Annotated in this window: 19 protein-coding genes; 13 read left to right on the top strand and 6 right to left on the bottom strand. The window is 66.4% G+C overall.

The annotated features are described in order from the left end of the window. Positions 1-104 precede the first annotated feature (104 nt). The gene (locus AC5RT8_RS04485; RefSeq protein ID WP_494094472.1) at positions 105-377 is read right to left on the bottom strand and encodes a hypothetical protein; all 273 of its coding nucleotides are present in this window, start codon (positions 375-377) and stop codon (positions 105-107) included. Between the two features lie 239 nt (positions 378-616). On the opposite strand from AC5RT8_RS04485, the gene AC5RT8_RS04480 reads away from it, so the two are divergent. From AC5RT8_RS04480 to rsmD, 3 genes are read left to right on the top strand one after another with little or no spacing between them, the layout of a single operon-like run. Then, the gene (locus tag AC5RT8_RS04480; RefSeq protein WP_494094542.1) at positions 617-1597 is read left to right on the top strand and encodes a DAK2 domain-containing protein; all 981 of its coding nucleotides are present in this window, start codon (positions 617-619) and stop codon (positions 1595-1597) included. After that, positions 1587-3812: an ATP-dependent DNA helicase RecG gene (gene recG / locus AC5RT8_RS04475; protein ID WP_494094471.1), complete on the top strand. Its 2226-nt coding sequence runs from the start codon at positions 1587-1589 to the stop codon at positions 3810-3812. The genes AC5RT8_RS04480 and recG overlap by 11 nt, the downstream gene beginning before the upstream one ends. Positions 3813-3861: 49 nt before the next feature. Beyond that, positions 3862-4476, top strand: coding sequence for a 16S rRNA (guanine(966)-N(2))-methyltransferase RsmD (gene rsmD, locus AC5RT8_RS04470; RefSeq protein ID WP_494094470.1), 615 nt, complete (start codon positions 3862-3864; stop codon positions 4474-4476). Here the strand turns inward: rsmD and AC5RT8_RS04465 are convergent. Beyond that, positions 4473-5261 carry a spermidine synthase gene (locus AC5RT8_RS04465; protein ID WP_494094469.1) on the bottom strand — a complete coding sequence of 263 codons (789 nt, stop codon included), beginning with the start codon at positions 5259-5261 and terminating at the stop codon, positions 4473-4475. The two genes, rsmD and AC5RT8_RS04465, sit on opposite strands and share 4 nt — an antisense overlap. Next, on the bottom strand, positions 5258-6511 hold the full coding sequence (locus tag AC5RT8_RS04460; RefSeq protein WP_494094468.1) for an aminotransferase class I/II-fold pyridoxal phosphate-dependent enzyme: 1254 nt from the start codon (positions 6509-6511) through the stop codon (positions 5258-5260). Before AC5RT8_RS04460 ends, AC5RT8_RS04465 begins: the two co-directional genes overlap by 4 nt. A 40-nt stretch (positions 6512-6551) precedes the next feature. Between AC5RT8_RS04460 and coaD the strand changes: the two genes are divergently transcribed. Beyond that, positions 6552-7034, top strand: a complete 483-nt coding sequence (gene coaD, locus AC5RT8_RS04455) for a pantetheine-phosphate adenylyltransferase (RefSeq protein ID WP_494094467.1) — start codon at positions 6552-6554, stop codon at positions 7032-7034. Here the strand turns inward: coaD and AC5RT8_RS04450 are convergent. After that, entirely contained in the window at positions 7031-7612 is a 582-nt protein-coding gene (locus AC5RT8_RS04450; RefSeq protein ID WP_494094466.1) for a YdcF family protein, read from the bottom strand. The genes coaD and AC5RT8_RS04450 overlap by 4 nt on opposite strands. 233 nt (positions 7613-7845) lie before the next feature. Here AC5RT8_RS04450 and AC5RT8_RS04445 point away from each other — a divergent pair, with 233 nt between their 5' ends. The 8 genes from AC5RT8_RS04445 to AC5RT8_RS04410 all read left to right on the top strand — a co-directional run bounded on the left by AC5RT8_RS04445 (position 7846) and on the right by AC5RT8_RS04410 (position 13796). Beyond that, positions 7846-8412 carry a YceD family protein gene (locus AC5RT8_RS04445; protein WP_494094541.1) on the top strand — a complete coding sequence of 189 codons (567 nt, stop codon included), beginning with the start codon at positions 7846-7848 and terminating at the stop codon, positions 8410-8412. A gap of 2 nt (positions 8413-8414) precedes the next feature. Then, positions 8415-8618: a 50S ribosomal protein L32 gene (gene rpmF / locus AC5RT8_RS04440; RefSeq protein WP_146364453.1), complete on the top strand. Its 204-nt coding sequence runs from the start codon at positions 8415-8417 to the stop codon at positions 8616-8618. 77 nt (positions 8619-8695) lie between these two features. Further along, the gene (gene rnc, locus AC5RT8_RS04435) at positions 8696-9403 is read left to right on the top strand and encodes a ribonuclease III (RefSeq protein WP_494094465.1); all 708 of its coding nucleotides are present in this window, start codon (positions 8696-8698) and stop codon (positions 9401-9403) included. Between the two features lie 11 nt (positions 9404-9414). Further along, positions 9415-10389 carry a bifunctional DNA-formamidopyrimidine glycosylase/DNA-(apurinic or apyrimidinic site) lyase gene (mutM, locus tag AC5RT8_RS04430; protein WP_494094464.1) on the top strand — a complete coding sequence of 325 codons (975 nt, stop codon included), beginning with the start codon at positions 9415-9417 and terminating at the stop codon, positions 10387-10389. Positions 10390-10577: 188 nt separating this feature from the next. After that, positions 10578-11090, top strand: coding sequence for an ArsR/SmtB family transcription factor (locus AC5RT8_RS04425; RefSeq protein WP_494094463.1), 513 nt, complete (start codon positions 10578-10580; stop codon positions 11088-11090). Between the two features lies 1 nt (position 11091). Next, complete coding sequence (locus AC5RT8_RS04420; RefSeq protein WP_494094462.1) at positions 11092-12177, top strand: serine hydrolase domain-containing protein; 1086 nt, start codon at positions 11092-11094, stop codon at positions 12175-12177. Beyond that, positions 12177-12716 carry a hypothetical protein gene (locus AC5RT8_RS04415; RefSeq protein WP_494094461.1) on the top strand — a complete coding sequence of 180 codons (540 nt, stop codon included), beginning with the start codon at positions 12177-12179 and terminating at the stop codon, positions 12714-12716. The genes AC5RT8_RS04420 and AC5RT8_RS04415 overlap by 1 nt, the downstream gene beginning before the upstream one ends. 204 nt (positions 12717-12920) lie before the next feature. Next, entirely contained in the window at positions 12921-13796 is an 876-nt protein-coding gene (locus tag AC5RT8_RS04410) for a phosphotransferase family protein (protein ID WP_494094460.1), read from the top strand. A 135-nt stretch (positions 13797-13931) separates the two neighbouring features. Here the strand turns inward: AC5RT8_RS04410 and AC5RT8_RS04405 are convergent, their stop codons facing one another. Next, entirely contained in the window at positions 13932-14135 is a 204-nt protein-coding gene (locus AC5RT8_RS04405; protein ID WP_494094459.1) for a tautomerase family protein, read from the bottom strand. 187 nt (positions 14136-14322) lie between these two features. Here AC5RT8_RS04405 and AC5RT8_RS04400 point away from each other — a divergent pair, with 187 nt between their 5' ends. Further along, entirely contained in the window at positions 14323-15930 is a 1608-nt protein-coding gene (locus AC5RT8_RS04400; RefSeq protein ID WP_494094458.1) for an HNH endonuclease, read from the top strand. Positions 15931-15959: 29 nt separating this feature from the next. Here the strand turns inward: AC5RT8_RS04400 and AC5RT8_RS04395 are convergent, their stop codons facing one another. Then, positions 15960-16778, bottom strand: coding sequence for a serine hydrolase domain-containing protein (locus tag AC5RT8_RS04395; RefSeq protein ID WP_494094457.1), 819 nt, complete (start codon positions 16776-16778; stop codon positions 15960-15962). Position 16779: the final 1 nt, after the last annotated feature.

Below are 16779 nucleotides of genomic sequence, written 5' to 3'. Positions count from 1 at the left end.
ACTTCCCATTGACTAATATTCGTCGTCAGTCTAGCGGAAAGCCTTCAATTTAGCGGCTCTTATTTTCCTTGCCGTATTCGGTTCCGCGCCCGTAGGGATTCTCTCTAGCCAAAGAGGACCAACAACCCAATCAGCGAAGGTACGGAAACAGCCACCAGCGTGCTGACCGTTACGGCAATGAACCGCTTACGGCGGTAGGCCTTGTCCTTCCGGGGTTTCGCCACTCGCGCAGGCTTCGCCGCCGTCCGCCGCTTTGATTCCGTCGGCCGTGCATCCTGCGGGGCGGGGGCGGAAGACGGTGTGCGGCTCCGGCCGCCGGAGGAGGGCTCGCGCATGTGCCGGGCAGCGGCAATGTCCGGATAGTGCTTCTGGGGCATGGATCAACCATTCCACATCACGCCCCTATTGAATGCACCCGCCAGCCGGCAGCAAATCGTTATCGGCTTCTGTCAGTGCCCTGCGGTAGGCTTCCTAATGACATGAACGGTTAGCGGCAATGACGGCGAAGACCGGATGGGACGGGCCCTGATGAGCGGCACCAGCAGCACCAAAGACACCTACGCGAGCAGGAACAGGGATTACCTTGCAGACTAAGATCACCGCCAACGCGCAAGCGCTGAAGCGATGGTTGAGCAACGCAGAAGTGTCCCTGGGCAACCACAGCGACCGCCTCAACGCCATCAACATCTTCCCGGTCGCCGACGGCGACACGGGCACCAACCTCTACCTCACCCTTTGCGCCGCCGCCAAGGCCGCCGCCGAGGAAGATACCGCCGACATCGGTGAACTCCTGGGAATTGCCGGCCGTGCCGCCATGGAGGAAGCGCGCGGCAACTCCGGCACCCTCTTCTCCGTCTTCCTCACCTCCATGGCCGAACCCCTGGCCGGCGCCACCCGGCTCTCCGCACCCCTGCTCGCTGCCGCTCTCCAGCGCGCCCAGCTGCGCTCCTGGTCCGTCCTCAGCGACCCGGTACCCGGCACTATGCTCTCCGTGCTCGAGGCAGCAGCCAACGCTGCCTCCGACAGTGAAGCCGCCATTGCTGGAGACGACAGCAACGTGGGGCTGGCACTGACCCTGCGGGTCATGATGCAGGCCGCGCTGACCGCCGTCGTCGATACGGAGAGTCAGCTGGATACACTCACCGAGGCCCGCGTGGTCGACGCCGGCGGCGTCGGCTTCCTGCTGGTTCTTGATGCCCTGCGCGCCGCTGCCCTGGGGGAGGAGCTGCAGGAAGAGCTGCTGGACGGACTGCACGGCTACGACGTCCAGGATCCGCACATCCACGCGCACATGCCGCAGATGGAGGGCGTGGAGGTCATGTGCACCATTACGCTGAGCCCCCTGGACGCCGCGACCCTGCGCCTGCAGCTGGACGAGCTGGGCGACTCGGTCATCATGAGCGCCGTCAACCCGGTGGGCGACGGCTACCGGTGGCGCATCCACGTCCACACGCCCGACGCCGGCGCCACCATCGATCTCCTGCGCAGCCTGGGCGATCCGGTGAACCTGACCATCACGGAGCTGTCCGCGGACGGGCACGAAACCAAGGAAGTTGTCTCCGAAACCAATGAAATCCCCGAGGCACATGGACTCTAGGCTCCCCGGAGAACTCGACTTTCCGCTGGACCGCCGCATCGGCAAATCCTCCGCCACCAAGCTGGAGAAACAGCTGGGGCTGAAAACCGTCGGTGACCTGCTCCATCATTTCCCACGGCGATACCTGGAACGCGGGGAGCTGACCCCTATCGCAGAAATACCCTTCGATGAGAACGTCACCCTCATTGCCCGGGTACAGAGCGCCAACAGCAGGAGGATGCAGACCCGCAAGGGAATACTCGTGGAGGTTGTCGTCACCGACGACGCCTCCGGCGCCCTGGGCCAGCTGCACCTGACGTTTTTCAACGGCTGGAAGGCCCAGGAGGAACTCACCGTGGGCACCCGGGCCATGTTCTCCGGCAAAGTGGGCGTCTACAAGAACCAGCTGACGCTGACCAACCCCAACTACGTGGTGCTCGACGACGAAGCCGACGACGAGGAAGTAGCCAAACGGCCCATCCCCGTCTACCCGGCCACGGCCAAGCTCAACAGCTGGGAGATCAAAAGGGCTGTTGACCAGCTGTTGGATTCGCTGGACAGTGACCGGCTGCGCGATCCCATTCCCCGGCCCGTCCGGGAACGGGAACACCTCCTGGGGCTGACCGAGGCATACGAGAAGATCCACCGCCCCGCCGAGACCGCCGAAGCGCACCGGGCCCGCCACCGGTTCCGCTACCAGGAGGCCCTGGTCCTGCAGACGGCGCTGGCCCGCCGTCGTGCCCTGACCGCCGAAGAGGAAGCCACGGCCCGTCCGGCCGTGTCCGGCGGGCTGCTGGACCGCTTCGACGCCTCCCTGCCCTTCACCCTGACCCGCGGGCAGGCGGAGATCGGCCGGGAGCTGTCCGCCGAACTGGCCGGCGACCATCCTATGAACCGGCTGCTGCAGGGCGAGGTGGGCTCCGGCAAGACCCTGGTGGCGCTGCGCGCCATGCTGCAGGTCATCGACGCCGGGGGACAGGCTGCGCTGCTGGCCCCCACCGAGGTCCTCGCTTCCCAGCACTACGAATCCATCAGCGCCATGCTCGGCCCGCTGGGCCGCGGCGGCCAGCTGGACGGGGACCCGAACGGCACCAAGGTGGTGCTGCTGACCGGGTCGATGAACACCGCCGGGCGCCGCACCGCGATGCTGGACGCCGCCAGCGGGGCGGCCGGCATCGTCATCGGCACCCACGCACTGCTCTCGGAGCACGTCTCCTTCGCCGACCTCGGGCTGGTGGTGGTGGACGAGCAGCACCGCTTCGGCGTTGAGCAGCGCGATCTGCTGCGCACCAAGGGCCACAGCACCCCGCACCTGCTGGTCATGACGGCCACCCCCATTCCCCGCACCGTGGCCATGACCGTCTTCGGCGACCTGGAAGTCTCCACGCTCACCGAGCTGCCGGCCGGACGGGCGCCCATTTCCACCTTCGTCTCGCCGCTGGCCGAAAATCCGCAGTGGGAGCGGCGGATCTGGGCCCGCGCCCGGGAAGAGATCGACGCCGGCCGGCAGGTCTACGTGGTCTGCCCCAAAATCGGCGCCAAGGAAGATGAGCCGGGCACCGACCTGGCGCTGTTCAACCCGAAGGAAGCCGCCGCGGGACGGGACCGCGCCCAGCGGCAGGAACTGACCTCGGTCACGGACCTGACCGAGTACCTCACCACGGTGCCGGCGCTCGCCGACAAGGTGATCGCCCCGCTGCACGGCCGGCTGGACCCGGCGGACAAGCACGAGACCATGGCCGCCTTCAACCGGGGCGAGATCGACGTGCTGGTCTCCACCACCGTCATCGAGGTGGGCGTGGACGTGCCCAACGCCTCCCTGATGGTGATCATGGACGCCGACAGGTTCGGCATCTCCCAGCTGCACCAGCTGCGCGGCCGGGTGGGCCGCGGCGGGCTGCCCGGCACCTGCCTGCTGGTCACCCAGCTGGAGCCGGGCCATCCCAGCCGGGAGCGGCTGGACGCGGTCGCGGCCACCACCGACGGGTTCGAACTCTCCCGCAAGGACCTGGAGCTGCGCCGCGAAGGCGACATCCTCGGTGCCAGCCAGTCCGGCGGCCGGTCCACCCTGCAGCTGCTGCGTGCGGTCCAGGACGAAAAGCTGATCGAAAAGGCCCGCGCCGACGCCGTCGCGCTGGTGGCCGAGGATCCGGACCTGCGGGAATACCCGGCCCTGGACGCGGCCATCGAGGCCTACCTGAACCCCGAGGCCGAGGCGTTCCTGGAACGCGGCTAGCCCTCACTATGGGACCGGCCCGGCCGCCGGCAGCGGATAAAGTGAAGGCATGAGCCGCATTATTGCCGGGGCTGCCGGCGGATCCACCTTGTTCAGCGTTCCCGGGGACGGAACCCGTCCCACAACGGACCGGGTCAAGGAAGCCCTGTTCTCCCGGCTCGAGTCCTACGGCATCCTGCAGGAAGCCCGCGTGCTGGACCTGTTCGCCGGATCCGGGGCACTGGGAGTGGAAAGCGCCAGCCGCGGCGCTGACGCCGTCGACCTGGTGGAACTTGCCGACAAGCCGGCCGCGGTCTGCCGGCAGAACGCCGAACTGGTCAACAAGATCCTGGCCCGGACCTGCGTCAACGTGCACCGGGCCAAGGCCGAAACCTTCCTGCTGCGCGTCCCGGCGGACGTGCGGTGGGACGTGGTCTTCATCGATCCGCCGTATGCGCTGACCGAAACCGAGCTGGCGGATGTCCTCACGTCGGTGTCGGCGCACCTCGCCGTCGGCGCGGTGGTGGTGCTCGAGCGCTCCACCCGCTCGCCCGAACCGGCCTGGCCCGCAGGCCTGGAGTGCTTCAGCGAGCGGAAATACGGCGAAACCACCCTGTGGTTCGCCGAGCCCAGTGACGAAGAGACGGACGGCGGCACAGACGACGGCGGCGCCGCGCAGGCCTAGCCGGCAAACACGTCCAGGTCCTCCCCGGTCAGCACCGCTGCCGGATGCGGGCCGGCGGCCAACAGCTGCCGGGTCCACTCGGCGGGCCAGGGGAAGGGTGTAGCGGCAAGCACAATGTTGCCCGGGTACCGGCCGGTGAACATGTCCTGCTGCGCCAGGGCCGCGACGTCGGCGTCCGGCCCGGCCACGGACGCCAGCCCGGCCTGCAGTTCCCGGATCTGCCGGCGGGCGAAGGTCAGCGGCGGATCATCCCCCACATTGACCAGCAGCACGCCGCCGGGGGAGAGCAGCGCCGCCAGCTCGGCATAGAAGTCCGACGTCGTCAGGTGTCCGGGTGCATCGGCCCCGGCGAAGATGTCCAGCACGATGGCATCGAAGGACCGGCCGGCGAAGCGGTTCAGCGATTCCCGCGCATCGCCGATCACCGTCTCCAGCTCCGTCCCTTCCGGCAGCGGAAGGTGCGCCAGGACAAAGTCCAGCAGCTCGCGTTCCAGCTCCACGGCCACCTGTCCGGAGCCCGGCCGGGTGGCCTGCACATAGCGGGTCAGCGTGAGGGCTCCGGCGCCCAGATGCAGGGCCCGGACCGGCTGCCCGGCCGGTGCCGCCAGATCCAGGACATTGCCCATCCGGCGCAGGTACTCGTAGAAGATTTCCTGCGGGCGGGCCAGATCCACATGGGACTGCTCCGCCCCGCCGATGCTCAGCACGTACGCACCGGGGGTGAAGCCGTCCTCGCTGATGGTGGCGTGCGCGCCGATGCCGCGCAGCAGCCGGGACGCGGTCACAGTGCACCTCCCAGCCCGGCCAGGCGCTCGGCGGCCCGCTCCAGAACGTCGAACTTCTTGCAGAAGGCGAACCGCAGCAGGGAACGGGTGCGCTGCGCGCCGTCGTCGTGGCAGAACACGGCCACCGGGATCGCGGCCACCCCGATCAGCTCCGGCAGCCTCCGCGCCAGTGCCGTGGCGTCCGTGATGCCCAGGGGCGCCGTATCGGCGGTGACGAAGTAGGTGCCGGAGGACTCCAGCACGCCCAGCCCCGCAGCGCGCAGTCCCGAACCCAGCAGGTCCCGCTTCTTGTGCAGCGTTGCGGCCGCCCCGGTGAAATACTCGTCCGGAAGTCCCAGCCCTACGGCCACCGCGGACTGGAACGGGGTGCCGGAGGTGTAGGTCAGGAAGGTCTTGACGGTCCGCGCGGCCGAGACCAGCGGGGCCGGGCCGGTCAGCCAGCCCACCTTCCAGCCGGTGACCGAGAAGGTCTTGCCCGCAGAGGAAATGGTCAGGGTCCGCTCCGCGGCGCCGGGCAGCGTTGCCACCGGGATGTGTTCGGGGCCGAAGGTCAGGTGTTCGTACACCTCGTCAGTAACGATCACGGCGTTGTGCTTGGCAGCCAGCTCCACAATCTGCTGGAGCACGTTCCGCGGCAGCACGGCGCCGGTGGGGTTGTGCGGATTGTTCACCAGGACCACCCGGGTGCGGTCGGTGAATGCCGCCTCGAGGGCGCCGTCGGCCGGCAGGTAGTCCGGCGCCTGAAGGGCAACGGTGGTGTGCGTGGCGCCGCTGAGGCCGATGACGGCGCCGTAGGAATCGTAGAACGGTTCGAAGGTCAGCACTTCGTCCCCGGGGCCGGCCAGGGCCAGCAGGGCGGAGGCGATGGCCTCGGTGGCGCCGGTGCTGACGATCACCTCGGTGCCGGAGTCAACCTGCAGGCCGTAGAACCGCTCCTGGTGGGCGGCAATGGCCTCCCGCAGCACCGGCAGGCCCTGCCCGGGCGCGTACTGGTTCCCGCCGGCGGCAATCGCGGCCCGGGCGGCCTCGAGCATTTCCGCGGGTCCGTCCTCATCCGGGAAGCCCTGGCCCAGGTTGATGGCACCGTGCCGGCCGGCCAGGGCGGTGATTTCCTCGAAGATGGTCAGCCCGAGATTGCCGTCCGGGCCCAGCAAGTTCGCTCCGGCGGCAGTGCGCTGCCACGGCTGGGCGGCGGCGTCACCGGTGCCGTGCCGGGCGCGGAGCAGGGACGCGGCTGTGTTGATACTCATCCACCAAGTATTACCCGCCGGCACCCGGTAGATTCGACCTATGCGACGCGCTGTATGCCCCGGTTCCTTTGATCCCATCCACAACGGCCACGTGGAGGTTATTGCCCGTGCGGCCAGCCTCTTTGACGAAGTCATCGTGGCGGTGTCCACCAACTATGCGAAGAAGTACCGCTTCGATGCCGCCGAACGCCTGGAGCTGGCGGCGGAAACCTTTGCGTCCCTGCGCGGGGTGACCGTGCTTCCCATGGGGGAGGGGCTGCTGGCCGATTTCTGCCGGGAGCACGGAGCCACGGCGATCGTGAAGGGCCTGCGCTCGGTGCAGGACTACCAGTACGAGCTGCCGATGGCCGTAATGAACCGGCAGCTCACCGGCGTCGAAACCGTCTTCCTCGCCGCGGAGAGCAGCTACACCCATCTCTCCTCGTCGCTCATCAAGGAAGTGGCTGCACTGGGCGGCGACGTCTCCGGCTACGTTCCCTCCACGGTGTTCAAGCGGCTGACGGAAGGCGGGGCGGGCAGCTAGATCGGGTTCGCGCAGGCCGGCCGGATCAGCCCGGCGGCCACGCCGCCGGTCTCCTCCACGAAGCGTCCCAGCCACTGTCCCGGCCCCAGCTCCGGCCGGGACTCCACCATGGTGATGTTCGCCGAGGTGCACTGTTCGAGGCTAAGCTCGGCGCGGGTGACGTGGTAGCGGGAGGTCACCACAATGATGTCGTTCCAGCCTCGGTCCTTCGCCAGGCGGGCGACGGCGCGTGCCTCGCCGCGGGTGGTCATCGGATCCGGAGAGAAGCAGAGGATCAGCGGGTTCCGGTTGCCGACACAGACGGCGTCGGTGCGGACGTTGCCGGGGGTGAACGTCGCGGAGAGTGCCAGCACGGGGGCGTACCCCTGCTCCATCAGGTCCAGCCCCACCGGAAGCCGCTCGTTGGCCGCACCGGCCAGGACGACGACGGCGTCCGCCCGGGCAGGTTCGGCGGCACCGGCCGAAGGGTAGACAAACAGGATGGACGCGGCCAGGAGCCAGACCGCAAAAAGGCACGCCGCCGCCGTCGTACAGCGCCGGAGCAGCCGGTGCCCCAGGAACCAGCGGAGGAAAGTCACGTACCAACAGTAGGGGACAGTCCGGCGTCCGCCCGCGAGGCACCCCCGGCCGATTAGCCGGATGCCCGCCGGCAGGTAAACTGGGGTACGGAGCGGGTGCCTGCACCTGCTTCCTGGCTGCGGTGCAGCCGCAGTTTGAGAGATTCCGGCAAGTCAGGCTAAGATGATATGTCGGTCTATGTTCTACAGGAGTTCTCATTAGCGAATTTTCGCGGTCCAATCCGGAAACTCCCCTGGCTATCAACGTCAGGGACCTCGGGCGCAGCCCGGGAACGATGCGGACCTTGCATGAACATGTACCGGCACCGAAAGACTTCGGTGTTGCGCTTATCGGCGTTCCGGAAGGATCCGACCTCGAGCTTGACCTGAGGTTGGAGGCCGTGCACGAAGGGATTCTGGTATCCGGCGTCGCGATTGCCCCCGTTCGGGGCGAATGCGGCAGGTGCCTGAAGCCACTCGCGTACGACCAAGAAGTCGATGTGCAGGAACTCTTCTACTACGAGGACGCTGAGTCCTTCGAAGAAGAAGATGAAGAAGAGCAGCACCGGATCGAGCGAGATGTCATCGATCTTGAGCCGGTATTGCGGGACGCAGTGGTGCTTACCATGCCGTTCCAGCCGGTGTGCCGGGAAGACTGCCCAGGCCTTTGCTCCGAATGCGGAGTGCGCCTTGAGGAGGATCCGGGTCACCACCATGAAGCAGTGGATCCTCGCTGGGCAGCCCTCGCCGGGCTGACCGGCACAGCCGCAGAAGATACTGCGGCACCAAGTACAGAGTCAGACGAGAGAGAAGAGAGTTAGCCGTGGCTGTTCCGAAGCGGAAAATGTCCCGCGCGAATACACGTGCACGCCGGTCCCAGTGGAAGGCGACCGCGCCCAACCTGGTGAAGACCGTGGAGAACGGCCGCGTCACCTATAGCCTGCCGCACCAGGCCAAGGTCGTCACCGACTCCGCAGGCACCGCGCTGTTCCTTGAATACAAGGGCCGCAAGGTCGCGGACGTCTAAGACCAGTGTTCGGCCCGGCACCGCAGCCTTCGCTGCGGACGGGCACGTGAATACTGCTTTTCGGGTTGTATCCAAAAGTGAAGAATACTGAAGAGCTTATGAAGCGTCTCGGTGTCGATATCGACGCCGGGACGCTTCGTCTTGCACTCACGCACCGCTCCTACGCTTACGAGCAGGGCGGCATCCCCACGAACGAGCGCCTGGAATTCCTGGGCGACTCCATCCTGGGGTTCTCGGTAACCGATGCGCTCTACCGGGATAATCCAAACCTTTCCGAGGGCGAGCTGGCCAAGCGCCGTTCCGCCGTCGTGAGCACCCGCGCCCTCGCCGGGATTGCCCGCGGCCTGGGGCTGGGGGAGTACATCCTGCTCGGCCAGGGCGAAAAGCTCACCAACGGCCGCGACAAGTCCTCCATCCTGGCCGACACCACCGAGGCGATCATCGGCGCCGTGTACCTGGACCACGGAATTGAAACCGCACGCCAGATGGTGATGCGCCTGGTCGGTCCGCTGCTCTCCAACGCCGAAGCGCTGGGCGCCGGCACCGACTGGAAGACCAGCATCCAGGAAATCGCTGCCGGCCGGAAAATGGGCGACATCGAGTACCGGGTCTCCGGATCCGGGCCGGACCATTCCCGCAGCTTCACGGCCGTCCTGCACATCGGCGACAAGCCTTTCGGCACCGGCACCGGCCATTCCAAGAAGGAAGCCGAGCAGGAAGCCGCGGCCGCCACCTGGAAGATGATCAACGCTAAGGAAGCCGGCTCCCCGGCTGCCGGCGCCTAGGGGCGCCCGCCATGCCTGAGCTTCCCGAGGTGGAGGTGGTCCGCCGCGGACTGGCGTCATGGGTCCGCGGCCGCACCATCACCGGCGTCCAGGTTGTGGATCCCCGCTCCGTGCGGCGCCACGCACCCGGGCCGGCCGACCTCGTGGCCAACCTCGAGGGCGCGGTGGTGGCCGACGTCGTCCGCCGCGGCAAGTTCCTCTGGCTGCCGCTGCTGGAGTCGCCTCCTTCGCCGGCGGACGACGACGCCGTGCCCCCCTTTGCGCTGATGGCCCACCTCGGCATGAGCGGACAACTGCTGATGGAGGATTCCGCCCTTCCGGACGAAAAGCACCTGAAAGTCCGGTTCACGCTCAGCCCCGCCGTCGATGCGTCCGGTGTTGCCATGCCGGACGAGCTGCGCTTTGTGGACCAGCGGATTTTCGGCGGCGTGTTCCTTACCGATCTGGTTGCGACGCCCGACGGCGCGCCGGGCGGCCTGTCCGAAACCGGGCTGCCGCTGGTGGCTGCGGAGGCGGCACATATTGCCCGCGACCCCCTCGACCCCGCGTTCTCCTTTGACGAGTTCTACCACCGGCTGCGGGCCCGGAAAACCGGCATCAAGCGTGCTCTGCTGGACCAGGGGCTGATCTCCGGGGTCGGGAACATCTATGCCGACGAGTCGCTGTGGGCGGCACGGATGCACTTTGCCCGGCCGACCGACACCATGCGCCGGCCAGACGCGCTGCGGCTTGTCGAAGCCGCGCGGGATGTGATGACCCGTGCCTTGGCGGCGGGCGGCACCAGCTTTGACTCCCTGTATGTCAACGTGAACGGGGCCTCGGGCTACTTCTCCCGCTCCCTGAATGCCTACGGGCGTGAAGGGCTGCCCTGCCCGCGGTGCGAGGAGCTGGGCCTGCATACCCTGATCCGGCGGGATTCGTTCATGAATCGGTCCTCGTACAGCTGCCCCGTGTGCCAGCCACGGCCCCGGAACGGGCGCTGGTAGCTTTCCCCTCTGCTGGCCCGGGTTAGGGTCTGAGCCGTCTCCGGACGGGGCCGGTTCGCGGAGTTCCCCTATGTGGGCCTTGAAACGCCTTCTGCCCTGCCCTGCCCGGTTTAGGGCCGCCCGACTCCGCGTACGGCCGTTCATTACGAATCTCTTGTAATTGCTATGGATTTACGTAATTCTTAGGCATGCCCAATGATGAAGACGCCCGGCTTCAGGCGCTGGAGGCGCGTATCGCAGCCCTGGAACAGCGCTCCGAAGCCCACGTGCCGCCGTCGGCCGCTGACACCTCTGACGTTTTCTGGGCCCTGAACGGGTTGCGGGAGCGCCATCCCGACCCCGGCGCCGTACTCTTCACCGGTGTTGCCTCAACCCCTGCCGGTGCCCGCTACGAGTACCAGTACGGCCTGGAGACGGAGCATCTGCTCGACGTCGACTGGACCCGCTTTGCCGATTCCCTGGCCTCCCTGGGGCATCCGCTTCGCCTGGCCATACTGCAGGCGGTGCTCGGCGGCACCGAAACCGTGGCCGGGCTGGTGGAGGCACTGGGCTCCGGAACTTCCGGGCAGGTCTACCACCACGTCCACCAGCTGACGGCCGCGGGCTGGCTCGCTCCGCATGCCAGGTCCCGCTACCGGATCCCGCCGGACCGGGTCATTCCGCTTCTCGCCATCCTGACCGCTGCCTCCGGAGGGAACTGACATGTCTCGACGTCAACGTATTACCCTTGCTGCCCTTGCCGCATCGGCGGTGCTGGCCTGCGGACTCCTGGCCGCTCCGTGGACCCCGCGCCTGTCCACGGAGGTTTCCGGGGATGCCGAACTGGCCGATGCTGTCCAGCCCCTGCTGCAGAAACCTTTGGATGCGGTCAGCGTGGCGTATCTGGACGACGGCACTGTCCGGTTTGCCGGGTTCGGTGCCAACGAGCGGACGGAGTTCGAAATCGGGTCCGTATCGAAAACGTTCACGGCCGCCCTGCTGGCGGACGCCGTCGAGCGCGGTGAGGTCACATTGGAGACCACTGTTGCCGAGATCCTGGGTCCGGAGCTGCGCGATCCGGAAGCGGAGATCGGCACCGTCACCTTGGCGGAGCTGGCCAGCCACCGTTCGGGGCTTCCCCGTCTTGCTACCGATCCTGGGGCGATGATTTCCCTGCTCACCGGTGCCGTGCTGCACCGTGACCCTTACACCGCCTCACCTGCCGAGGTGCTGGAGCAGGGGCAGTCTGCGTCCGTGGAAGGACGGGGCAGCGTGGCCTACTCCAACCTCGGTTATGCCTTCCTCGGGCAGCTGCTCGCCAAGGCAGCCGGGATGGACTACGCCGATCTGGTGCAGCAGCGGATTCTCGAGCCGCTGGGAATGAAGGATACGTACGTACCTGTCACCGCCGACAACCTCCGTCCCGATGCACCCACCGGCCGGGCAGCGAGCGGAGTGTCGAAGGCTGCATGGACCGCCAACGGCTCTGCTCCGGCGGGCGGGATCCGCTCTACTGCAGCTGACATGTCGCTCTACCTCCAGGCACTGCTGGCGGGCACTGCACCGGGCTCCGGGGCTCTGGAGCCGCGCTGGGACACGGGCGAGGAGGGCGAGCAGGTGGGCCTGGCCTGGTTTACGCAGGTTTCCCCCTCAAACGGGCGGGCTGCGACATGGCACAACGGCAAGACCGGAGGCTTCACGGCCATGGCGGCGATGGACCGTGAGGCAGGCACTGCGGTGCTCGTCCTGTCCAACGTGGATGTCGGGCAGGAAGAAGCCGCACTGACCCTGTTGAAGGACGGTCTCTGATGGGAACGAGCATTGTGTCCTGGGTTCTGGCCGGCTGGCTGGCAGTGACGTGTCTGTCCATGGCGGTGTCCGTCTGGAAGCGGGCGGGACAGCCAACCGGACCCGGACGGAGGTCTTTGCTGGCCGGGTTGATGGAAGCGGTTTCGTTTGCAGGCCTTCTGCGGCTGGTGTTGCCGTGGACGTCCTGGTTGGTGGTCCTTTGGGTGGTGGCCGTCGTCGCGCTGGCAGCGGCTGCTGCAGGTGCCGTCCTTCGGTGGCCGGAGCTGCCGGGGCGGGCTGCGGTGTCGAAGGGGGAGGCGGAGTCGGGGCCTGCGGGGTCGGTGGAGGAGGAGGATGTTTCGGTGCTGGAGATGGCAGCTGCGCGCGTGGCCGGCGTTCCTGGGGCAAGCAGCATCCCTGCGGTGGCGGTGAAAAAGGTGAAGGCCGGGAAGAAGACGAAGACCCGGAAGAAGGCGAAGAAGGAGCCCGGCAATCTCGCGCTGGCAGGGAACGCCGCGCTGCTGCTTGCCGTCGTCGTGCTTTCTTTCCTCGCTGGTTAGGGGATTTGTCGGCGGCGAATGCAGTTTGAATCTTTGATACCTAAAGGGACCTCCAGCAGTTCTATTTCAAGAGGCAGTCCTATGCTCAATAAAGGAACGGTCTGTAGGCTCGGCCGTAGGGAATACACAGCGGTACCATGCCTTTTGCTGCTGCGACCTACAGGCAAAGTGACATCTCAGTCGGAGCCCTGTTAGCTTCCGTTCATGGGGAGTATAGGAAAAGGCAGTCTTCACGCGGTCGTGGATTCCGCTATTGAGAATCTGTCGCCGGCAGCACAAGCAGCTCGGCGGCAGGTCGTGGAGATCGGATCAGCGCATATTGTTGTCCTGCTGGATGGGGCGGCCGCCGTTCGGGTCGGCCGCGATCCGAACATGGCCGTCGAGATGCGAAAGCGCCAGAAACTAGTCGACAGTATTCCGGCGTCGGTCGGGTTCCAAGTACCCAGATCACTGGGTCCGGTCGTGGAGATGGATGAGTTTTCAGCCGTTGCGGTTGAGCTGGTGCCGGGCGCACCTTGTCCGGCGGGCGAAGGTGAACCGGTGGAGCTCCAGGAATTGCTCGCCCAGGTCTCATCGATTCCCACGGACCCCATCGCAGGGTTGTTGGCTGAGCCTCTGGCGTTTTGTGGAGGGCCGGAGTGGTATCGGATCCAATGCGAGGAAGTACTCCCACGGCTCGGTCAGGACGTTCAGACGCAGGCTAGCGATGCGATCTGGGCGCTGGTGAACCTTGAGCCGGTCAAGGAGGCGTTTGCCCACGGCGACCTCGGGGGTCACAACGTCCTCTGGAAGGGCGGGCGCATATCGGGTGTACTCGACTGGGACCTGTCTTCCCGAAGCGACCGATCCACCGACCTCGCCTGCGTGGGCGTGTGGAACGGCTGGGAAAAACTCCCACTTATAGCGGACGCTGCGGTGGTGGCCCGGGCCGCCGTCCGACGAAATACCTTCCGGCTCCAACAGGTCGCCTTCGCCATTCTGCATGATCGACCTGAAGCAGAGATAGACAGGGCAATCTCAAGAGCAAATGCATGGTTCCGACAAACGGCCCTGTCAGCGACTTACCTCAGCCAACACTGAGGGCCGTCTCGGCCAAGGATCCGTTTACGTGCTGCACTGGCTGCTGGGCCTCAGCGCGTCGACAACGGGGCTGAGAATCCGGCGATGCCGAGAACGAGAGCTGCAACCGTTGCTGCGTCAGTAATAGAGCCGCGATCAGATGTTTTCGTTTTGTCCTGAATCTGCCAGGGTTACGCCGGCAACAGACCAGTTCCCGCGCGGGAGTTCGTTCAGGAGCACCCGGATGGTGTCGGGTCGGATTTCCATCACTTCAGCGTATGTGGCCGTCAGCGCGGCGAGCAGCTGACGCTTTTTGGCAGTGGAGGATGGGGAGGCGTTGAAAACCTGGATAAGCGGCATCCTCAGATTCTGTCATCGCTCGTGAAGAATTCCGATGGAGCGGGACGGCGGGTTTCAGCGGGGAGGAGCCACCTGCAGGAGTAGGTCATTGACGTTCGGGTGCGGCTCAAAACGCCTGAGAAAACAGGTGGTGGAACAGGTATTTTTCCCCTTGGTCCCGCTCCGAGGTCTCGCTAGAATCGAACACATGTTCGAGTACTCGCGATCTGCCGACCATCAGCCAACCGGCGTTTTGACTGCCGGTAGCGCGGTGGTGAGGTCATGGGTTGAACTGCTGGGGGAGGTTGAGGACCAGGCGTTGGAGGAGGAGGAAGACCGCGAGCTCATTGACCGAATCCGGGTGCTGGAGGAACTCAAAGCGGCAGCCTCGGCTGCACAGGCCCGGGCTGCGGCAGCGTTCGACGCCTCGCAGCGCCGGAAGCAGGCGGAAGCCGGAGTACGGCGCGAGGAACTGGGCCGCGGTCTCGCTTCCCAGATTGCCTTGGCGCGCAGGGAGTCACCGAGCCGTGGAGGACGGCTACTAGGGTTCGCCAAGGCTCTGACCAAGGAAATGCCGCACACACTGCACGCGCTGACCAGCGGAAAAATCAGCGAGTGGCGGGCAACCCTGCTGGTCCGGGAAACGGCCTGCCTGAGCCTGGAAGACCGGCGCCGGGTAGATGAGGAAGTCGCCGGCGATCCGGACGTACTTGAAACCCTGGGCGACCGGCAGATCATGTCTCGTGCCAGGGGTGCGGCCTACCGGCTGGATCCGCAGGCTGCGGTTCACCGCGCGGCGAAAGCCGAATCCGAACGTTTCGTCTCCTGCCGTCCCGCGCCGGACACCATGACCTATCTGACCGGACTGCTGCCGGTCGCCCAAGGGGTGGGTGTCTATGCCGCGCTGTCCCGCGAAGCGGACCGGCTGCGTGCCTCCGGAGATGGGCGGGGGCGGGGCCAGATCATGGCGGACACCCTCGTGGAGCGGATAACCGGGCAGACCGAGGCAGGTCAGCTGAAGGTGGAAGTGCAACTGGTGATGTCGGACCGGACACTGTTTGGCGGCGATTCCGAACCTGCGCTGGTTCCCGGGTACGGTCCGGTGCCGGCCCAGTGGGCGAGGGATCTGGTCCGGGGAAAGCGCAGGCGCCCGGGAAAGGGCAGCGAGCTGGACGATTCCGCTGTCGGCAGCGGGCCGGAACAGGGTCAGCATAAGGTCTCGGGTAGGACAGCAAAGCAGGACAGGCAGGCAGAACGCTGGCTTCGGCGATTGTATGCAGCTCCCGGAACAGGCGAACTGGTCGCAATGGATTCCCGGGCACGCCTGTTCCCTGCATCACTGGGACGGTTTATCGCTGCACGGGACCAGACCTGCAGGATGCCGTGGTGCGGTGCACCCATCCGGCATGTCGACCACATTAATCCGCACCGCGCCGGAGGGGCCACCAGCACCGCGAACGGACAGGGGCTTTGCGAAGCGTGCAACCACGCGAAGGAAGCACCCGGCTGGAAAGCACAACAGTTAGACCCATCCGGGCCGGATCCCCGCCACACCGTCGAGACCACTACTCCCACCGGACACAGCTACCGGTCCACGTCGCCGCCGCTGCCAGGAAACACGGACGGGAGAAGCGTCGGTGATCGGGCCGGAAGGGCCGTTGGTGATCGAACCGGGAACAACGCCGGTGATCGAACGGGTACCGGAACCGGAACCGACGAAACGAACACAGCTACTGCATCCGGCACACGGCCAGGACCTCCGCCAGCGAAGGGGTTCCTGGAAACCTGCATCGCGGATCTGGTGTGGGCCGCCTAGTGACTGGACTCCTGCCGATCCTGCCGGCCCTACCGGCCAGCCAGTTCCGCCAGGATTCCGTCGGTGAAGGGAGGCCACACCTCGGCTGCCCAAGGGCCAAAATCGCGGTCGGTCAGGCAGACGGAAGCAGCACCGGCCGCAGGATCCACCCAAAGGAAGGTTCCGGACTGGCCGAAGTGCCCGAACGTGGCAGGCGAGCTGTTGGAACCGGTCCAGTGCGGAGACTTCCGTGCCCGGATTTCGAAGCCGAGGCCCCAGTCGTTCCCCTTCTGCCGGCCGAAACCGGGAAGCACCCCTGCCAGACCGGGAAAGACCACCCGGGTGGCTTCGGTGAGCCGGCCGGGGTCGGTAAGCGTGGGAGCCTGCAGCTCGGCTGCAAACCGGCTCAGGTCCGCAGCTGTGGAAACGGCACCGGCAGCAGGCGAACCCTCCAAAGCGGTGGAGGACATGCCCAACGGCAGCAGGACCCCTTCCCGCAGGTATTCGCCAAAGGCCATACCGGTAGCCTGCTCCAACGTCTCCCCAAGGACCTCGAAGCCGGCATTGGAATACAGGCGGCGCGTGCCCGGAGCGTAGCGGACCGTGCGCTCGCCGAAATCGTAGCCGCCGGAATGGGCCAGCAGATGACGGACGGTCGATCCCTCGGGTCCGGCAGGCTGATCGAGCTCCAAAGCGCCCTCATCGAGGGAGACCAGCACGGCATACGCGCTCAGCAGCTTGGTGACGGAAGCCAGTGGAAACCGGCGGTCCTGGTCGCCGGCTGTTCCCAGCACCTCACCGTCCGCGGACACTACGGCGGCAGCGGCATGGTCCACGGGCCAGGACTCGATGGTTTGCAGGCTTTTCACG

This window comes from Arthrobacter sp. Ms25, assembly GCF_059090365.1.
The sequence above is the reverse complement of the archived record's forward strand: the minus strand, read 5'-3'. Positions and strand labels throughout refer to the sequence as shown.